Genomic DNA, 19,796 nt, shown 5'->3' on the forward strand with positions numbered 1-19,796 from the left:
ACTTCTTATTTTTCTTCACGCCAAGCTTGAACCGGTGGCATCATGCCTTACGGGGTTTACCTTTCGGCGGCTGGGGCGCAGGCTCAGAGCCACCGACTGCAGCAGGTCAGCAATAATCTCGCCAACGTTGAAACCCCCGGTTTCAAACCGAGCGAGACGATTCTGCAGGCACGTTTTTCCGAATTGATCGAACAGGGTGCCGTTTCACCCGGTCTCGGTGGTGCCGACGATATCGGTGGCGGCGTGACGATCCAGGCCGAACAGACTCAATTCAAAGTCGGCGCGATCCGCACTACCGGCCGTGAAACTGACTTCGCGATCCACGATAAAGACAGCTTCTTCGTGCTCCAACGCGGGGACCAGCAACTGCTCTCTCGGGCGGGCGACTTCCTTTTCGACAACACGGGCAAACTGGTCAACTCCGGCGGCGACCTCGTTCTCGGCAGCGACGGGAACCCGATCCAAATCGATCCCAAAAAATCATTCCAAGTCGGCCCCCAAGGCCGTATCCACCAGGCCGGCGCCTCCCGCGAATTGATGCTCGCTCGCCCCAGGAACCTGGGTGATTTAGCGAATGTCGGGGGCAACCTGTTTCGCCCACTGGCAGAGTTTGATCTTGCCCCATCGAACGAAAGAAACGTAATAGCCGGATCATTAGAACACTCCGCCGTCAGCCCCACGGGCACGATGATGGAGATGATCGAAACGACGCGTGCGTTCGAAGCCAACGTTCAAATGATCAAGAACCAAGACAGTGTGATGGGCAGCCTTATCGGTCGGGTGCTCAAGAGTTAACGACGCCGAGGCGATGGCTCTTTCGCTCACGCAATCGGAATCCGTGTGAAACATCAGTCCCCCGCCTTTTACTCCAATCACCCCGCACTAACGCCCAAACCGCGACGAACAAACTTAACGAGGAATCGGTCCCATGAGTGTCCAAACGCTTTATACCGCCGCCACCGGCATGGAGGCGATGCAGACGAAACTCGACGTCATCGCCAACAACCTCGCCAACATCAACACGACCGGCTTCAAGAAAGATCGCGCGAACTTCGAAGATCTGCTGTACCGCACGGAGGTCTATCCGGGTATCCAAGACGCGACCCAAACCCCGACCGCCGTCGGCACCCAAGTCGGTCTCGGTGTTCGCGTTACCAGCACGCAAACCGATCATCGACAAGGCACGTTGCAACAAACCGGACGTGACCTCGATGTTGCCATCCAAGGCGGCGGATTCTTCAAAGTCGTCGATCCGTCGAGCCAAGACAACATGTACACGCGGGCGGGCAACTTTGACATCAACGCCAACGGCCAACTCGTCATCGGTTCGGCACAAACAGGACGCCTGCTCGATCCGCCGATCACGATCCCGACCGATGCGACGGCCGTCGTCATCAACGCCAACGGCGAAGTCCTCGTCCGCCAACCCGGTCAAACGGAACTGGCGAACCAAGGCCAACTGCAGCTCGCCAGCTTCATCAACCCGGACGGTTTGCTGAAGGTCGGCGAGAACATGTACACGATCACCGACGCCTCCGGCCCCGAACAACTCAACAATCCAGGCACCGATGGACTCGGCGTTTTACGACAAGGAAACCTCGAAGCCTCCAACGTCGAACCGGTCCAAGAACTCATCGACCTGATCACCACCCAACGCGCGTTTGAGCTCAACAGCCAAGCCGTCCAGGCGGGCGATCAAATCATGCAAAACATCTCTAACCTCCGTCGTTAATACCGTTGTCCGTGTATCGCAGCCTGCCGGCCCTCGCTCGTCAACTCATGCAACCTGAGTCGATCGCTGCATGCGCCGCATCGTTGCTGTTCCTGCTGGCCATGGTCTACGGCGCATCCCCCGCCCATGGGCAGTCGCCCCTCGACAACGAAGTCACCACACCACTGTATTCGTCACATCGCGGGTCGGTTTCGATTGTCCCGAACGTGTCCGCTGAATCCAACGATTCGTCACCCCGCGTCGGCACCATTGACGCGAACACGCGGTGGCAATTCGTAACTCGTGAGGACGTTTCGATTACCGGATCGATCATCCGTCTCCAAGACGTGATCCGGCCCCTCGAATCAAACCTCGTCGCATGGCAACGGCTCGCCGAATCGACAATCGGTTTGATGCCCGCCGACGGCAGCGACGCGAAGATCTCACGCGACCGGCTTGCCGACCTGATCTCACGCGCCGCCGCAACGCCGGGCCGCATCAAGATCTACGGTCCCGAGACCATCCTCATTCGTCACTCGCGTCAAGCCACGGAAGCAAACGCTCCCAAGATCATTCGCACCGGATTCGCGTCGGAATCCGATGCAAACGGAAACGAAGTCAGCATGGTTTCCGCGACTGACGACGTGGATGCCGCTCCTCCGGTCGATCCGGACGTGCTCGAACGGATCCAACAATACATTTTGGCGATCATTCGCAACCAATATCGAGACCTTCACGAGGGATTCGATATCGATATCCAGTTCGATCCCGCTCAACTCGCATTGCTAAGCGAGACGCAAGGGATCAGGCATCTTTCTTTCCCGGGCGATGTTCCCGTTTGGTCGAACAACTCGACCGACCCGATTGAGATTGAGGTGCGTGTCCACGGCCGCGCCGTCGGTGAAGATTGCCAAGGAATTGCTCGCCTAATACTGACTCCTTATCCAGGTGTCGTGACCGCCCGGCAATCACTCCGTCGCGGTCAGCGTGTCACTCGCAGCGATCTACAGTATCGTCCGTACTCCGCCGAAGGCATCTCGCTGCCCGACGACGTCGTTCTTTATCCAGATAACATTATCGATATGGAAGTCGTGGGTCTGGTCCGCGGCAACGTTCCATTGTTCCAATCCGCCTTCGCTGCCCCGCGCGTGATCCGTCGCGGCGACCTCCTCGAAGTCCAAGTCGGAGGCGGCGGCATTCGCGTCACCACGGGTGCCAAATCGCTCTCTGACGGAGCGGTTGGCGAATTGATCGAAATTGAAACCATCAGTCCGAAACGTCGTCTCCTCGCGAAAGTCGTTCACTCGTCGCTAGTCGAGGTTATGACGCAGGCTCCGCAAGTTCGATCCGAGCGTTCAACTCCCTCCAACGCCACGGCCCAGCGATGACATACCTTACCTTTGCTGCCCCACTCGTCTTCGTCGTCGCCATGACTTGGACCGCCGCCCCCGTATCGGCGCAAAACTCGTCGCTACTGCATGCCGCTGCGCCGGAGATGATCCCGACCCCCAGTGCGATCGCCCAACGTGCAGCGTCAACGAACGCTCCGGGCGGCCCGGGTGGCCCCGAAAACAACGCAAGCGGCGCCGTCGTGCCTCCCGAATTTGTCGTTTCGGCACCTGGCCCGCTTAACAACGCTTCACCACGTGGACTGCCTAACCACAACCCAGCCGTTGGTCTGCAGGGCGTCAGTTGGACGTACCAGCAAGCTCCTCCGCTGCGGCAATTTCGAATTCAAGACATTGTCACGATTCGCGTTGACGAAATCACGCGAATGCAGGCCGAAGGCGAATCAGAAAAGCGTCGCAACTCGATCTTCTCAGCCGTCCTTTCGGATTGGATCAAACTCACCATGCGAGGCCTGATTCCCGATCCACAGGAAGACGGTGACCCGACCGTCGCTGCCTCTTCACAATCCAATTTCCGTGCCGAAGCGAGCGTTGGATCTCGTGAATCGTTGACCTTCAACGTTGCCGCTCGGATCGTCGACATTCGCCCCAATGGGAACCTCGTTCTCGAAGCCCGCAAAAAATTCCGACACAACGACAACCTTTGGGAAACCTCACTGTCGGGAATTTGCCGCGCCCAAGACATCGGTCCCGACAACGTCGTCCTAAGCAAAGATCTCATCGACCTTGAGATTCTCAAGGAAGATCGCGGTCAACTGCGTGACGGATACCAGCGAGGTTGGTTCCAAAAAGCCATGGACCGGATCAAGCCGTTCTGACCTCGCTGACGAACTCGCTCCCCCTCGCAAATGCAATCACGCTCTACTCAAATCATTTTGTTTTCCATGTTCATTCGGTTCATTCTTTTCACCACGGTCTTGCTCACCGCCGCATCGTCTGCGATGGCAGGTGGCATGAAATTGGGTGATCTGTGCCGTCTCAAAGGACAGGAAACCAACACGCTGCAGGGCCTCGGTCTCGTCGTGGGATTGCGTGGGACCGGTGACGGGGATTCCGCGCCGACATCACGCGCACTTGCACGAATGATGCAATTGATGGGTGGCCCCATGTCGGTCGATTCAGTGGGCAACCTCAACCTCACCGATGTCGAAGACGCCAAAAACGTCGCGATGGTTTTTGTCACTGCTAAATTGCCACCCGTCGGCGCACAACAAGGTGACGTGCTCGATGTGAGTGTCAACGCAATCAGTGCCAAGAGTCTCGACGGAGGCTATTTGATGCTGACACCGATGCTCGGTCCACGTGCCGACAACCCGACCGTGTATGCCATGGCGCAAGGTCGATTGTCACTGTCACCCGATGCTCCCGCGACGACGGCCACGATCCAAGGCGGCATGAAGATGGAAGCGAACGTACGGGCGTCGTACGTCAAAGACAGCAAGATCACACTCGTCATCGACCGAGACTTTGCCGATTTCAACACCGCCCAACGGATCGAGGACGAAATCAACTCGTTGACGTCGCTCACCATGGGCAATCCCGAACACTCGCGATTGGCGGGCGCTTCGCGACGCAGCGGATCGTCGACTTACGGCGAAACCCATGCTCAGGCAATCGACCAATTGCACGTCGAGGTTCTGATCCCCGCGATCTACAAAGAAAACCCGATCAAATTCATTTCGTTCTTACTCGACATTCCCATCCAACTCGCCAACCGAGGCAAACGTGTTGTTATCAACGAGGCCGCCGGGGTCGTCGTGATCGGTGATGACGTCGAAATCGCTCCCGTGTTGGTCACCCACCGAAACCTCCGTATCGAAGCGGGCGGTGGCGGTGGCTTTGTCGAGGTCGGTCCCGACGGGACTCCCGCGGCCGCCAAACTGAAATCGCTCGCCGATGCATTGGGGGCTCTCGACGTCCCCACCGAAGACCTCATCGCGATCATCAAGACGCTCAAAGCAAAAGGCGACTTGTATGGCGAGGTCATTTTCAGGTAGGAGAAAGACATGATCCCATCCATGACACCGTCACCGTTGCCTTCAGCAACCGGTCCCAAAATGCCGTACGAGTTGCTCGCTGAAAAAAGCAGCACCGCCGGCGCGAAACAAAACACCACCGAATCCGAACCGATGAAGGAAGCGTTCAGCGACTTCGTCGGACAAACCCTCTTCGGCAGTATGCTCTCGACGATGCGTGAAAGCACCGGCAAAGCAGCGTACTTCGATGGCGGTCGGGCAGAAGAGGTATTCCAACAACAGCTCGACCAGAAGTTAGTCGAAGAGATTTCCGATGCATCAGCGGAGTCATTCGTTGATCCCATGTTTGATCTATTCCAACTCCAACGACGCGGCTAGTTGATCGCGTCCGAGCCTTCACCACCCAACCTAACGATCATGAACAACGCCCAACCTGCCGATTCCACGGTGCCACAATCGTGGCGCGAGCGTGTTGCGACCTACGTCGACGAGATCGCTCAAGTCGCCGAAACCATTGATCTGATCCTGGACGAAACCCGCATCCGCACCGTGGGTCTGCGTCCGAACGAAGTCGACGCATCGACCACACAACTGATCGCCGCAATCAGCGACCTCGAAAAGATGGTCGAACGGCGTGAAGCATTGCTGCGTGCCGAAGACGCGCCGACGAAAGGCCTGAGCCTTTCCGAGAAACTACTCTCGACTCGCAAAATCGACGACGCTCGACTCGCACGTCGTTGCGGCGAAGTCGCCGAGATGATCGCGACGACCCATCAACGGGCCACCGCACTGTTCATCTGCCAATACCATTTGTCCGAGTTCCAACGCGACGTATTGCAACGCTTGACCGGCGCCACCGCGCCACAAACGTACAACCGATCCGGACAAAAACCCAAACCCAGCAGCGGACTGTTCAACGAGGCTGCGTAAGCGGTTGAATTCGACCGGCGTTTCGCATCGCCTATGCATCAACGTAGGCCGAATCAAGGACGCGAGCCGTGCCGGAACAGCGCAAACAATCGCCTCTCAAACGACGCAGTAAATCGAAACCACGTTCTCGATAACGTCCGCCGCACCGGCAATAAACTCGTTTGCTCGGCCTGGCCTACTGGAAAGAAAACGTTCGCTACGGCACGCGGTCGATCTTCCTCGGCTACCACGACGTGTGTATCGATTCGGCTCTAAACGATTCCACCACGCGGCTTCGTCAGACAATCACAGATGGTCCCCGACTCAGACTTCTCGATCAGTTGCCGTAGGCTTTCTTGATACTCCCGTGGCAGGCCGTGTTCCACCGCACCATCGAGAACGTGCTCAACGTACCAACGTGCGGGACGCAGAGACGCACTGATCATCGACGGCAACGCTTCGTATAAATACACGCGATGTGCATCACCGGTCGACGTATGCACTTCCACCGCGGCGGTCGTGTAACCGACACCGATGGATTCGCAACGATCCAACATCGCTCGGTCGGATTGGTTGCATCGGTAAATGACGCCGTGCAAGACATCACTCGCGTCCCCTGTCCAAAACGCATCCGCCTTGGCGGTTCCATCTTTACCGATTTTGTGAAAACACAATTTTCGGCCAACGACGTATCCGGTTGAAACAACGACCGCACTCGGACATCGCTTCCGCAATCGCCTCGTCGACATATTGGAACCATACGCGAAATGGTCGAACGTTTCTTCCAGGCGTACATTCACGCGATCAATCTCAACAGTCGGCCCACGTCGGACCGAACGCCACGTCGACTTTCAACGGAACGTCCAACTCCATCACCCCGGTCATCGCCTCGACGATCAATTTCGACAACGGCTCGACTTCATCCGCGGGAGTTTCCAACAACAATTCGTCGTGGATCTGCAACAACAACCTCGCCCGCAGATCACTCTTCTGCAACTGTTCGTAGACTCGCAGCATCGCGAGTTTGATCAAGTCGGCAGCGGTCCCTTGAATCGGCATATTGATCGCGATCCGTTCGGCTTCGGTCAAACTGCGACGTTTCGATTCGGGTATTTTGGCAAGGTCACGAACGCCTTGAATCTCGCGTCGTCGGCCCAGCATCGTGGACACGTAACCTTCCGTGCGACAGCGAGCCAATGTTTCCATCATGAATGTTTCGACGCCCGCGTAACGTTGAAAGTACTGTTCGATGTAGTCGCGAGCCTGATCTTTGGGAATCGCGAGCGTCTTCGCCAAACCGAACGGGCTCTGGCCGTACACGATTCCGAAGTTGATCGTTTTGGCGATGCGTCGCAGGTCGCTCGTCACGTCGGCTTCATCGATTTCGTTGACCTCCGCCGCGACGCGTGTGTGAATATCCGCGTCTTCGCGATACGCCCGCAGCAACGCTTCGTCACCGCTGTAATGTGCGAGCACCCGCAATTCAATTTGCGAATAGTCGGCCCCGAGCAACACCCAATCCGGTTCGCTCGCCGTGAAGGCACCACGGATGGCTTTGCCCTGTTCGGTTCGAATCGGAATGTTTTGCAGGTTCGGTTCGCTGCTGCTGAGCCGTCCCGTCGCGGCGACATCTTGCCGGAACGAAGTGTGAACACGACCGGTTTTCTCGCATATCAATTGCGGCAACGCGTCAATGTACGTGTTCTTCAATTTCGTCGCTTGACGATACTGCAACAAATGCCGAGCGATGTCATAGTTCACGGCGAGTTGTGAAAGCACGTCCGCGTCGGTGCTGATTCCGGTCTTCGTCTTCTTGATGATCGGCAACTCGAGTTCTTCGAACAAAACAACCGAGAGCTGTTTGGGACTGTCGAGATTGAACTCGTGTCCGGCTGCGGCGAAGACGATCGTCTTCAGATCAGCGATCTCTTTTTCGAAACGCTCGCTCATGTCCGCGAGGGTCTTCGCGTCGACTCGGATGCCGTTGGTTTCCATCTCGATCAAGACTTCGATCAGCGGCATCTCCAACGTGCGATAAAGCTCCGCGAGATTCTCGTCATCGAGTTCTTGCCGCAACGTTTCGGCGATCCGGAGCGGAACGTCGACGTCCTCGCACGCGTACGGCGAAACTTCATCGACCGGCACTTCGTCCATGCGAATTTGTTTCTTTCCGGTGCCGATGAGTTCCTTGATCGACGTCGTCGTGTGTCCGAGTCGCCGCTTGGACAGATCATCGAGTGTGTGATTTCGACCACCCGGATTGAGCAGGTAGTCTGCCACCATCGTATCGGTCTCGATCCCGCCAAGAATCACACCAAAAATCCGTGAGTCTTGGTTGGCCTCGGCCGGCGGTTTGCCCGCAGCAGACCGAAGCACGATCGCATCGAATTTAATATTGTGACCGACCTTCTTGATTTCCGTTGACTCAAACACTTCTCGCAGCGTTTCAATCACCTCGGTCTCATCAAGCGTCGGCTCCCCCATCGGTGCGCGAATCGGCAAGTAGGCGGCTTGGCCCTTATCCCACGCGATCGAGATACCGACCAAATCGCATCCGCGTGCATGCGTGCTCGTCGTTTCGGTATCAACGGCAATGCAGGTCTGCTGGGCGAGCAAATCGGCGAGTTCGGAGAGCTGCTGCGAGGTGGTGATGGTTTGATAGTCTGTAACCCACTCACTCTCGACCGGCTCGCTTTCGCCGTCGCCCAACAACTCCGCCGCACGACTCCGCAGTCGACGAAAGCCGAACTCCTGCAACAACGCATCGATCCGCGAGAGGTCCGCCGAGCTGCGTTGACATCGACTCCACGGGATCGGAGAGTCGACGTCTTTGCGAAGCGCGACCAATTCGCGGCTGAGCATCGCTTTCTCGCGACCTTCCATCAAATTCTGTTTGCGTTTCTTTCCCGTCAGTTTCTCCGCGTTGTCGAGCACGTTTTCTAACGTGTCGTACTCCTCGAGCAAACTCTGCGCGAGCTTGGGACCGATCAACGAGATGCCGGGAACGTTGTCGACCGGATCGCCGACCAGCGATTGATAGTCGACGACTTGATCAGGCCGCACGCCCCACAGTTCCCACAACTTAACCGAATCGATGATCTCATCTTTTCGCAGGTTGTAGATTTGTGTTTTGTCAGTGATCAGTTGCCGGCAATCCTTATCGCTGGTCACGACGAGACATCGACCACCGCCGGCTTCGACTCTGGCCGCAACTGTGGCGAGCAAATCGTCCGCCTCGAATCCAGATTGTTCCATGATACCGATCCCCATCGCATCGACGGCTTGTCGGATCAGCGGGATCTGTTGCCGCAATTCATCCGGCATCGAGTCGCGGTTCGCCTTGTACTGCGGAAACAGCTCATTGCGAAACGTGATCTCGCTTTTGTCAAACGTCGCGATTAAGTAGTCCGGGTTCTTCCGCGCGATTAACTCCAACATGTCACCGACGAACCCGTACACCGCCGCGACGGGCAACCCGCCGGTACTGGTCATTGGTGGCAACGCGTGGAACACCTGGTAGATCAACGAGTGTGAATCGATCACGACGACGAGCTTTCCGTCGAGATCGGGAGTAGGCTCGTCTTCGGTCGGCGCGATCGGGCGACGAAGGATTTCAGGCAACGAGTCGTCCGCGATACCAACAGCACTGTGCCGCTCGCGTCGTTGTTCCGCGTTTTCCTTTCCGCGATTCTCACGCCCCTGCGTCGGCTTGGTTTCGCTGGCATCGCTTGCCGGTGGCGTTTCGACTTGGTCAGCAACCGGCTCGGACGTTTCCGCAGCGGGTGTTTTCGTTTCTGGCGGTTCTGATTCCGGAGATTTTGATTCTGGAGATTCCGGCTCGCTCGCGTTGTCGGATTCGATGGCGAGTTCCGGGGTGACCTCGTCCGCGGGTTCGGGCTTCGATGCCTCTGGTGGCTTCACATCGTCCACTCCAACGGCTTCGGCTTGAACCTCATCCGCTACATCGCCGACCGACGAATTGGGCTCGGAGATCGGCTCTGGTGTCCCGGCAGAATCAGGCGACGTTGCGGGTTCGATGTTCGAATCTGCTGGTGACGCAGCGGGTTCAGCGTCTTCCTCAAACCCGCTCAGCAACATTTGATCGTTTGTCTTATTCGCGGGGCAAGATTTGGCCATCAGGGCTGAGTATCGGTAGAGGATCGAGGGCAGCGTGCCGGGTGAGGATTCTCCTCATCGAGCGTGGCACGGTTGGGGGGATGATTCCCACCGGAGTCGCAAACCGCTGCGGCTGTGAAAAGCCAATTGTTCGCGACACGGGCTAATACGTCGACAAAATCAGCGAGGACTAGGCCGGCGCAATCGCGTCCGAGGGATCTCACCTAGTCTGCCCGTTATCCCTATCCTAAGCAACGGTGGGCGGTCCGATATTGCCAACCCTTGCCAACGAATTCTCTCTGGCAACACCTGCGGAAGATCTCGCGGTTATCCGGCGTGGTGCGTTCGCTCGTGCGGACCGTTCATCCCGGACGCACCGGGACTCCAATCGTCGGACGCCAATCGTCATTGTCATCCCGCTCACACCATTGCCCGAGGATTCCGTCCGGCAGCAACGCTTTCCGCAGTCAGAGCATGAGCCCTTCGGTTCGTGCTGCGATCAAACGGAAGCTAATGAGGGCACCTAGCGTTTGATTTGGAAATCGACGATCGACTGGCCGTATTTCTTGCCGTGAACGTCTTCCATCGTCAATCGCAATTGATAGTTGCCCGGCTCGATCGAATCAGGCAGATACATTTGATAGGCGATGAAGTAATCACGCAGGTGCTTTTTCGAGATCTGGCGATCTTCGGGCAACGTTTGGCTCGAGACCCGATGTCCGTTTTGATCGAGCAAATCGTAGCTGCCCTGCAAACGAGTTTCGAAACCGCCGTCGACCGAATTGGCGACAAAGTTTTCGATCTCGCAATACAGGATGACTTCTTGGCCTGGCGAAAATCGCCGGCTCGGGAACGGTTTGATTTGTCCGTACGATTCGATCTCGGTGCAGAACTCGAGCGAGCGAACTTCGAGCGAATCGCTCGCTGCGGCGAGGTAACCGGTCGCCTTTCGGATCTCGGGCAACGCCGAACTGAAACGACGCGACGGAACGGGGTGCCCCTTCGGATCGATGATCGTCCATAACCCTAGCAGTTGATGCCGCAGGTACTCCTGTTCTTCGTTCGAAAGTCCTTCCAGATTATCGACCGCGCGATCAGGATCACCCGACAAAACCATCAAGTGACGAGCGACGACTTGACGACGATGTCGATCCGCGTCACTTTCGCCAGGAACATTCGTCTGCAATCGCTTGACCAATGCGTCGAACAGTTCCGCATCGGTCATGTCCGCCGATGCAGTCGTTGACTCCGCGACAGGTTGCGCGTTGGCAACGGGCGTTTGCATCACTGCGATCGCCACGCTTTCTTGGTTCGGCGCGTTCGGGTCCGAACTGTTAGCGGCAACGTCGCCTTTATCAGTGCCGATCGCGGATTGGTCACCGCTGAGGCTGGCGGTTTGCAACGGTTCCGCAGGCGTTTGGGTCGATGAGTTTTGTGCCAGTGGGGTTTGAGCGGCGTTCGGGTGAGCCTCTGGCATTTGGTCCGATAACGATTCGTGTGCCGCGGTGTGAACCGGCGACTGCGAAACGTCTTCGTTTGTCGGCGCAACGGCGGAAACAGTTTTCACCGTCGGGGCAGCATCGGCTGCGGCGCTACCGATCCGGGTCGGATTCACGCCTCGGTCGATCACTTCATCGGGAAGTTCCGGGAGTGAATCGAAGGAGGCCGCGAGCGCGTCTTCGATCGCACGCGGACGATCCGATGGGCGTGCTCGTTTACGGGACATTGCGATCAAGCGAGCGATTGCGGCTTTTTGGATTTCAGGCGGCGCGTCTTGGAGAGCACTCATCAATTCACTCACGTCAACGCCGTCATAACCTTCGGGAAGATTAAGGGCGGCGTCCGACAGGCTGGCACTGGCGCCTTCCGATGCCGCGGGCGGAGCGGCCGGTGTGTTGGCGAATCGGTCAGAATTTGCGTTTTGGAGTGCCTCGGCGACCTGTTCAGGTGGGGCGACGACCGCGGATTTCGCCGATTGATGCGAAACTTGTTTGACCGGAACGGCAGCAGACTGTTGGCTGACAGCCAGCCGTTGTTCGACGGGTTCGATGTCGGTTTCCGGGACGGCGTTTTCGCTCGTCACACGGATTTGGCTCGCGTTGCGAGATGCCGCCGCTCGGGCGTTCGCCTGCATTTGGGCGGGACCGCCGATCGATGGACCGTGCATCGACGGTGCCGAATCATCGATCGCCCGACGGCTCGCAATCGGCGAGAAAATTCGCCCCTGGCTGCAGCCGCAAATGGCCGAAAACGTCGTAACGCCGAGCGTTGAGACGAGAACAGTGGCCAAGGAACGGCGGAAAAATCGTCGACTCGGTTGGCGAATATCGATCGCGTGCATGACGAAAACCTTGCGAATAATGTCGCGAGTGGGACGGTGCCGGGGCGTGTGGAACAGCCCGAGGTACGTCGACGCTACAAAATTCACCTATCCCGCGACAACGTCAATTGATATCCGCCGGGAAAACACGGGTCGAAACCGCGTTTGAGAGCATTTCAGAGGATGCCGCGTCCGTTCAAAGTCGCTAGATTGACCAGGATTCACTCCCCCCGAATCCTGGCGGCATCGATGCTCTTTCGACAAACGCTCTAGCCTTCGATTTTGTCCGAATCGTCGTCCTCATCGAGCCAACTCAAGTTGAACTCGTCGTTGTCGTCGTCGATACCGTCCCCCGGAGTGACCGTGGGCTCGGCCGGTGGCGTGGCCCCGAAACGCAGTTCACCGGTCAACGGATCCGGTTTTAACTGCAACGACTCATCATCGGGTGCGAACGAGGACTCTCCGCGAAGTTGCTGGATTTGAGGCATCTCGGAATCGTCGTCATCATCGGACGTCAAATCTCCCACGTCGAGTGGCGCGTCATCGATCGCCGACTCGATCGAGGCCGCGTCGTGAACCGGTTCGTTCGCAACGTCAAGCAACTCGACATCATCCAACCCCAGTTCGCTCAATTCTTCTTCGGCAGGCAACGGGTCGACGTCAGGCTCGGATTCGTCCTTGGCCGTTTCACTGTCGTCGAGAGATACCGGCTCCGGGTCGTCCACCTTTGAAACCAAGTGTTCGATGCCGCTCTCCGATGACTCTTCCGTGGACTCTCCCTCAGGTGCAGTGAATGGTAACTCTTCAAGGCTCAATTCGTCCGATGCGAGCGAATCGTCGAGAACCTGCGAACCGGATCTGCCTCGCTTTGCCGCCGATGATTCATCGAGTGGGAGCCCATCCTCGAGATGGATCGTTCCAGAGCCCGCCTCTTCCACGACCGTCGCGGCCGAGTCCAATGCAGCGGTCCCAAGATGATCCGAGTCGCCATTGGGTCGTCCGAGATCTTCGTCGGTATCGAATTCGTCAGGGACCTCAGACTCCGAAGCAACCAGACTCGCCGTTTCGGAGGGCGCGTCTGATTCAGATTGATCCGTTTTCGCGAAGTTGGGATCCAGCACAACCGTGTCGAAACTCTCGCCGACATCGTCGTCGGAAAGCTCATGTCCGGAGAGATCTTCGGCAGCGAGATTCTCAGCAGAGGCAGTTTTCGATGACAGGTCATCATTGTCGCCGTCGAGTGGTTCGGATGAATCCGTCAACTTTGATAATTCATCGTCGACATGAGATTCGCCCACGACATGAGCTTCCAACATGGTCGGCGCCGGATCGATCAGCTCAATGTCAGCGAGGTCGCCGGTGGTCGGGTCTTCGATCGAATCCAAGCCGTCGAGCAGTTTCTCATCCTCGTCAGTCGAATCGTCACCGACCACTTCGGACGCGAGTCCAGCGGCGACGGCGGCCAATCCGGTCGCGCCCAATGCCGCACCGATCACCCCGTCGTCGTTTCCCTCGTCGTCGTTTCCCTCGCCGTACTCGTCACTAGAGGCATCGCCGCTCGCCGCGTCGTCTGATTCAAGGCTGATCGCGCCGAGATCTTCAACCTTTTGGGTTTCTTCGACCATCATCAGGTCTTCTTCGCCGTATTCGTCCGCGATTCCAACCGTAGCGATTCCCGCGGCACCTGCCAACGATGCATCCGCGATCGTTGCTCGTGTTGTTCCTCGACGCGGGAACAGGACCTCGGTGTTGTCTTTCAAGACTTTGCGTCCTAATTCGACCGCACGCTCGACCGACCAACCTTGATCGCGAACAAACTGGTCCGCCAACACGCCCGAGAGCACTTTGCGGTACATGTCAAATTTCGGCCAGACAAATTCCAATTTGTACGCGTCGCTGTAATATCCGATCATCTTCGTTTGTGGCACCGCTTCCAAACGCGCCGCCAAATCGTGAGTGATCGTCGACGGAGTGTTGCTGTACCACCAGTGACCGTTGGGGTAGACGTTCGGAAAGATCCACGCGTAACTGACGAGTTCTTGATTCGTCACACTCGCCAACACCGACACGGGGAACTTCACATCGGGGAATGTGTTAAACAGATCGCGGTACTGAATCAACGAAACCCGCGAATCGTACAGGTCCTGGCCTTGGAATACGCCTTCGGGATAAACCTTGCGATTGACGCCGATCATCAAGTCAAACGGCAACTCAAACTCATCACACAACTCGGCGAGCGTCCAGAACACACGACGCGAGAGAGCTTCCTTCTGACTCGGGTCAGTCGTTAAGCCGCCTCGCAACACCGCGTCCAGAGCCGTCGCGGCGCGACCATCGGGGACCGACGTCGGAGTAAACGTCGGTGGCAATGAGATCGCACAGGCGCGAGCCCCACGTCCGACAAAGTGTTCAAACAACGAACGCAAGCTCGCACGTAAACTCGCCAGCGATCCGTCTAGTTCGATGCCGGTACATTTCGCGAGTCGCTCGCGAACGACGGGGTCCGCCAAGTGGAATACGAGATCGTCGGTTCGCAAACACGGGATGTAACGATCGGTATCAAAGCCGGCGAGGTCGTCGTCGAAATCGTTGGTCAAAAACACCGCTTCGACATTCGACTGGTCGAGCACCATGTCGGGCCACTGCGCCGACGACATGATCGACTCGCTGCGATCGTAAAGTGCTTCCCAGTTATTCAGATGCAGTCGATCTTCATCGAACCCGAAGAACGTGCGGCAGATCTTAATCAGCCAACTGTACTGCACCGTGTTTTCTAACGGGGCCAGCCCACCGACGAGCCGCTCGACCAACTCCTTCGGCCCGATGGATTTGTCTTCGATCCGCGACTTCGGCATTCCCGCCGAGTGAGCCAGCTCGGTGTAATAGTGATATCCGAGCAGATCGGCGAGAGTCGTCGACGCGGGCGAATGCGGATTGATGTGCGTGTGCGGATCGATCAACCGCAACGATGCCAGTTCGGTGTAAATCTCGTATCGAGCGGTCCCGCTCTGGCTGAAGACGTCAGACATATCTGCTTGCAATCACACGTTGATAGAAATGAACCTATTTCACGCCCAACAAGATAGTCGCTTAGCCGCTGAGATTCGACGCCATGGCGGGCCGTGAATCCAAAAATTGCAGCTGTTCACGCAGCATTTTGACCGAGGGCATCGGATGAGCCCGTTTTTCCGAAGATTCGGCGGTCAACTCGGCGATTCGCCGCTCCACCGCCCGCAGCGGGCTGCCGAAGATCGCGTCGACCTCCATCGGACGCCCGTTAAGGAAATCCAGCCGCATGCTGCTGTCGTAGGGCACCATGGTCTCGGTATGCCGCATCGTTTTCTCAATCGCCCCTTCTTCAATCGAAACACCGCAAAGTGCCGCACCCGCGTACACCTCGTTGATGATTCGGTCGGCCAAGGTCCGAGAAGCGGGACACCCAATGATTGCATCGGTCGACGCATCCAGAACTACAGACAATCCGTTGAAAGGCACGTTCCACATCAGTTTTCGCCATCGCGCCGCCGCCAAATCATCTGTCCACTGAACATCGATCCCGGCATCGGTCATCTCGGACGCGATCCGTTGTCCGATTTCGCGAATCTGGTCATGCCGACCGACGAATTCGTATCCACCGAAAACGATGCGCCCGTAGTCAAGATGATGAATATGCCCCGGCCCAACTTTGTTACTGCACAAGAAACAGCAACCACCGAGCACACCGTGGCCGGGCACGGCTGAGACACTATCGGCCTCCACGTCCAAACCATTTTGAAGCGTCAACACGACACCGTCTTCGGCGATGATTTTCGGCAACGTTTCGGCCAACATCGCGTTGTTGGTCGACTTTAGCGCCACGATGATGACATCGCAGCGTGGCATGTCCTCTGCCCGCTGATAAATATTGGGTTTCGGCAACACAAAGTCGCCTTTGATCGAATCGATCCGCAGCCCGTTTGCGGCAACGTGATCAAAATCCGAACGCAGCAAGAAATGAACATCTTGCCCGTGATGGGCCAGCATGCCGCCGTACAAACCGCCAACCGCACCACTTCCAACAACCGCATATCGCATAAAGATTCTCTTAAGCCAAAAACAAATACCGAGGTTCGCCGTCGGGCTCCTAACATCGAACGTCCAAACGGATCGAAATCACGCAAACCGACCGTGAAGATACCATCGTTTCTCATCTTCGATCACTCGGCCGGTGCCGTCTCCGAGATCATAGTAAATCCACAATCGGGCACCGTTTTCCAGCTCGATCCGAAAGTAGTCACGACGGATCAACGGCCCACGCCACCACCGTGTCTCGATACGTTCGGGGCCCCAATGCTGGCACACTTTTTCGACGCGGCCTCGAATGCGAAATCGCGTCGGAAAACCGCCGCCCGGCCCAGTCACCGAAACTCCTTGAGCGGACGAACCGTTCGTCGGCACGGAATTCTCCAGCGGAGTGATCGCGTGCGGCTGTTCGTGCAATTCGATCGGCCGTCGTCCCAAATCGGTTGTCTGCGGTCCGCTTCCGAATCCACCGCCGAGACGCCCCGAACCGCCACCATGGGCCGAACCGTTCCCGTGCGTCTGATCGTGAACCCCCGCCACGCGGCCCGGCGGCGCCGCGTCCCGCTGCATCGCATCATCGGCCGCTCGTTGCCGCATGGTCGGTTGTCGCGAGGCCCGTTTGGCCTTGCGCGCCTCCGCCTTCAAACGATGTGACGTCAACGGATAATCTTCAATCGAATTCTCCGGCAACGGATCATCACTCACTCGCACGCCACGCACCGCGTCTTCCCCAAGCCGTCCGGCGAGGGCATCGATCAACCGGGCCGCCTCCGTTTGCGACGTCCAGTCTTCGTTCGACGATGCAGCGAAATCGGGCCCAAAGATCGACGGTTGACGGCTCGACAACGGCGCATGCTGCGCCACACCAACGGTCATCCGTGTGACTTTCGAACCAAACCGAACCGCCTCGAGTGCCCCCAACATCAATCCGGTCAAATGCGTTTGGTCGAGCGTCGGTGCGAACAACCCGGTCTCCAAAACGACCGGCGGATGCTGTGTAAAATCGAGCTGACACCGCAACCTCAAGACGCCTCGACGCAGCGTCGACAAACCTTCGGTCGATTGACCGATCAACCGCGTTAGGCGATCAGCGAGCAAATCGATCGCGTCGGTCGGGTACTCAAGGTCCAACATCGCGGCATGTTCGCATTGCGATTCGATCGCAACCAATGACTCGTCGACTTCGCCGGTCGCCTGCGCGATCCGTTGACATAGCGCCGGACCCAACCGAGTGGCGAGCCCTTCACGTGGCAACCGCAGCAAACTGCCGATCGTTGCGACACCGAGCCGGTCGAGCGTCGCGACAATGTCGGGCTGCAGACGCAACGCCGCGCAGGGCAGCGTTTGCAACGCCTCCACCGATCGCCCAGGAGGAGCAACGAAAAATTGATGTCTGTCACGAATTTCATCGTTACCACCAAAGTCACCAGCACCTCGAAACGCACCCGACCGCTTTTTCGCACTCCCCTGCGATGCCGCATGATTTGCCAGAGCCCAGGCAGCGCCGATCGTGTCGGCGATCGCAAATCGGCCCCACAAATTTCGGCGTGCCAGGATCGAGGCTGACGCGGACAGCAGGCCGAGCTCTCCCGATCGGTTCGGGTGGTCAGCAGGGTCCGGTTGAACGGCATCCTTATCCGCAAATAAATGCGTGACCCCTTGTATCTCCAACAAGATCGCTTCGGGGTCATGCCGAAAACGACCGGACCACTTGAATCGCTCGAGCGTTTCGACCGCGGTCTGCGGACTCAGGTGAGTCTGCAGTTCGATTGCGAGTGACTGCAACGCGGCCCGATCCGCATCACGATCGTACGGTTCCAAAACTGCATCCGTCATCGCCGCCAAATCCGCCGCTTGGGCGATCGGCATCCCCAACCGCACGCCCGCACCGAGCGCCCGCGGGCACGCCGCCGCAACCACCCGCCCACGTCGTGGATCGGCGTGCCACAAAATCACTGGTGCGTTTGCGGATGTCGGTTCAGCATCTCGGCCTTCAACCGCTCCCGCCTCCGACTCGGAACACCCGGAGTCTTGGGCTGCTTGGTTGCCCGACGACCGTTCTTTTTGATCAGCCGACTTTTGTTGTTCAGCCGACGACGGGGCGTTTGGGTTAGCCGACCCGGCGTTCGGTGTTGGCGGTGGCGACGCGTCCTGTGCCCGCATCTCGGTCCCGATGCGTCGACGCTGGATCGGCCAATCGGGCAACCAAAGGCACAGCAACCGCTTCATGACGAGAGCCTGCAGGAGTTTGAATGTTTCGTTGCGGTGTTTGCAGATGAGCGACCGCTGCCGACGAAAGCGTGTGCAAACGGGCATTCGGCGTGATGGCGAGATACGCTTCGTTTTGACGTTGGCCCCGGGCCCGATCCAAACTCACACGCAGAACCCGCAAATCCAACGGTGGACGCACCGGCAATCCAGCCGCCACTCGCTGATCAGCGGACAATCGCGACGCGTCCGCGGCCACCGATGCGACATGCAAACGGACCGCAGCAAACGAGGGACGCACCCTAGCCGAACGCTGCAAAACAAATAACCCGGGAGTGCGACCTGCCTCGGCGGCCAATTGCAGACGTCTCGCGTCGCGGTCGTTCAGGTTCCACGGCAACGTGGCCCACACCGCCGCAACGGACGAACATCGCAGCGACTGATCCATCGCCCAAACCGCATCGGCCCGGGTCCGGCAACGACAAACCACAATCCGCTGTGGCGAAATTCCGCACGCAATCGCCGCGGAGGCATGAAACGTCGCCGTCGGATCGACAACGATGATCGGCCCACTGTGGGCGAACGCCACATCCTTCGGCGCGCCAGCCCCTGACACAACATCCCGTTCGGTATCCCGTGCAGGCTTGATCGTCGACGCAGCCGCCAACATCGCGAGCGTCGACGCGCCGCTGGCGTCATGTCCGGCCACCCACTCGCAAATCCAACCGCGTTTCAAACCGCCACCGGGCAGCCACGAATCGACCGTCGGCGATCCCGTCGAAAACTGCTCCGCCGAATCCATCGCGGGGCTGGACGAAATCGCCGCCGCCCGGCCACGCAAATCCGCCATCAACGATTCACGGCTGATCAACGGGGCCGCAGAGGAAGAAGATTCCGAGGAGGAATCTTCCGTGCTGTTTTCAACAACCGAGTCAACGGGACACTGCCCGGGACCTTTCGTGGGCAACGCTTCAGCAGCCACGAAAGCTTCCGATTTCGCGAAAACGGCCGAATTCACCAAAGACGAACGCTTTCTAGACGAATGCCCCCGTGGTGTAAAATCGACCGCAGCCCCCGCTCGATCG

14 protein-coding genes are annotated in these 19,796 nt (G+C 57.9%); 7 read left to right on the forward strand and 7 right to left on the reverse strand.

From position 1 onward, the window contains the following. Positions 1-42: 42 nt before the first annotated feature. From FHS27_RS16910 to FHS27_RS16940, 7 genes are all read left to right on the forward strand, one after another. A complete protein-coding gene (locus tag FHS27_RS16910; RefSeq protein ID WP_184306075.1) occupies positions 43-795 on the forward strand; it encodes a flagellar hook-basal body protein in 753 nt (250 codons plus the stop codon). Between the two features lie 133 nt (positions 796-928). Then, entirely contained in the window at positions 929-1,732 is an 804-nt protein-coding gene (flgG, locus tag FHS27_RS16915) for a flagellar basal-body rod protein FlgG (RefSeq protein ID WP_009102571.1), read from the forward strand. An 11-nt stretch (positions 1,733-1,743) separates the two neighbouring features. After that, the gene (gene flgA, locus FHS27_RS16920) at positions 1,744-3,099 is read left to right on the forward strand and encodes a flagellar basal body P-ring formation chaperone FlgA (protein WP_184306167.1); all 1,356 of its coding nucleotides are present in this window, start codon (positions 1,744-1,746) and stop codon (positions 3,097-3,099) included. Next, the gene (locus FHS27_RS16925) at positions 3,096-3,938 is read left to right on the forward strand and encodes a flagellar basal body L-ring protein FlgH (protein WP_184306076.1); all 843 of its coding nucleotides are present in this window, start codon (positions 3,096-3,098) and stop codon (positions 3,936-3,938) included. Before flgA ends, FHS27_RS16925 begins: the two co-directional genes overlap by 4 nt. A 66-nt stretch (positions 3,939-4,004) precedes the next feature. After that, the gene (locus FHS27_RS16930) at positions 4,005-5,117 is read left to right on the forward strand and encodes a flagellar basal body P-ring protein FlgI (RefSeq protein ID WP_184306168.1); all 1,113 of its coding nucleotides are present in this window, start codon (positions 4,005-4,007) and stop codon (positions 5,115-5,117) included. A gap of 9 nt (positions 5,118-5,126) precedes the next feature. Continuing rightward, positions 5,127-5,474: a rod-binding protein gene (locus FHS27_RS16935; protein WP_009102564.1), complete on the forward strand. Its 348-nt coding sequence runs from the start codon at positions 5,127-5,129 to the stop codon at positions 5,472-5,474. 39 nt (positions 5,475-5,513) lie between these two features. After that, positions 5,514-6,026: a hypothetical protein gene (locus FHS27_RS16940; RefSeq protein WP_184306077.1), complete on the forward strand. Its 513-nt coding sequence runs from the start codon at positions 5,514-5,516 to the stop codon at positions 6,024-6,026. A 251-nt stretch (positions 6,027-6,277) separates the two neighbouring features. On the opposite strand, the gene FHS27_RS16945 is transcribed toward FHS27_RS16940, so the two are convergent. The 7 genes from FHS27_RS16945 to FHS27_RS16975 all read right to left on the reverse strand — a co-directional run bounded on the left by FHS27_RS16945 (position 6,278) and on the right by FHS27_RS16975 (position 19,693). Continuing rightward, entirely contained in the window at positions 6,278-6,805 is a 528-nt protein-coding gene (locus tag FHS27_RS16945) for a gamma-glutamylcyclotransferase family protein (RefSeq protein ID WP_184306078.1), read from the reverse strand. Positions 6,806-6,815: 10 nt separating this feature from the next. Further along, on the reverse strand, positions 6,816-10,142 hold the full coding sequence (gene polA, locus FHS27_RS16950; RefSeq protein WP_184306079.1) for a DNA polymerase I: 3,327 nt from the start codon (positions 10,140-10,142) through the stop codon (positions 6,816-6,818). A gap of 502 nt (positions 10,143-10,644) precedes the next feature. After that, positions 10,645-12,462: a hypothetical protein gene (locus tag FHS27_RS16955; RefSeq protein ID WP_246419968.1), complete on the reverse strand. Its 1,818-nt coding sequence runs from the start codon at positions 12,460-12,462 to the stop codon at positions 10,645-10,647. Positions 12,463-12,710: 248 nt separating this feature from the next. Further along, positions 12,711-15,470, reverse strand: a complete 2,760-nt coding sequence (locus tag FHS27_RS16960; RefSeq protein ID WP_184306081.1) for a glucuronate isomerase — start codon at positions 15,468-15,470, stop codon at positions 12,711-12,713. Between the two features lie 61 nt (positions 15,471-15,531). Next, entirely contained in the window at positions 15,532-16,515 is a 984-nt protein-coding gene (locus FHS27_RS16965) for a putative 2-dehydropantoate 2-reductase (protein ID WP_184306082.1), read from the reverse strand. Positions 16,516-16,593: 78 nt separating this feature from the next. Further along, positions 16,594-18,732, reverse strand: coding sequence for a DNA polymerase Y family protein (locus FHS27_RS16970; RefSeq protein WP_246419969.1), 2,139 nt, complete (start codon positions 18,730-18,732; stop codon positions 16,594-16,596). After that, positions 18,614-19,693 (reverse strand): ImuA family protein, encoded by a 1,080-nt coding sequence (locus tag FHS27_RS16975; RefSeq protein WP_184306083.1) that lies wholly within the window; start codon positions 19,691-19,693, stop codon positions 18,614-18,616. The genes FHS27_RS16970 and FHS27_RS16975 overlap by 119 nt, the downstream gene beginning before the upstream one ends. Positions 19,694-19,796: the final 103 nt, after the last annotated feature.

It is taken from the genome of Aporhodopirellula rubra (genome assembly GCF_014192335.1).
Taxonomy (GTDB): domain Bacteria; phylum Planctomycetota; class Planctomycetia; order Pirellulales; family Pirellulaceae; genus Rhodopirellula; species Rhodopirellula rubra.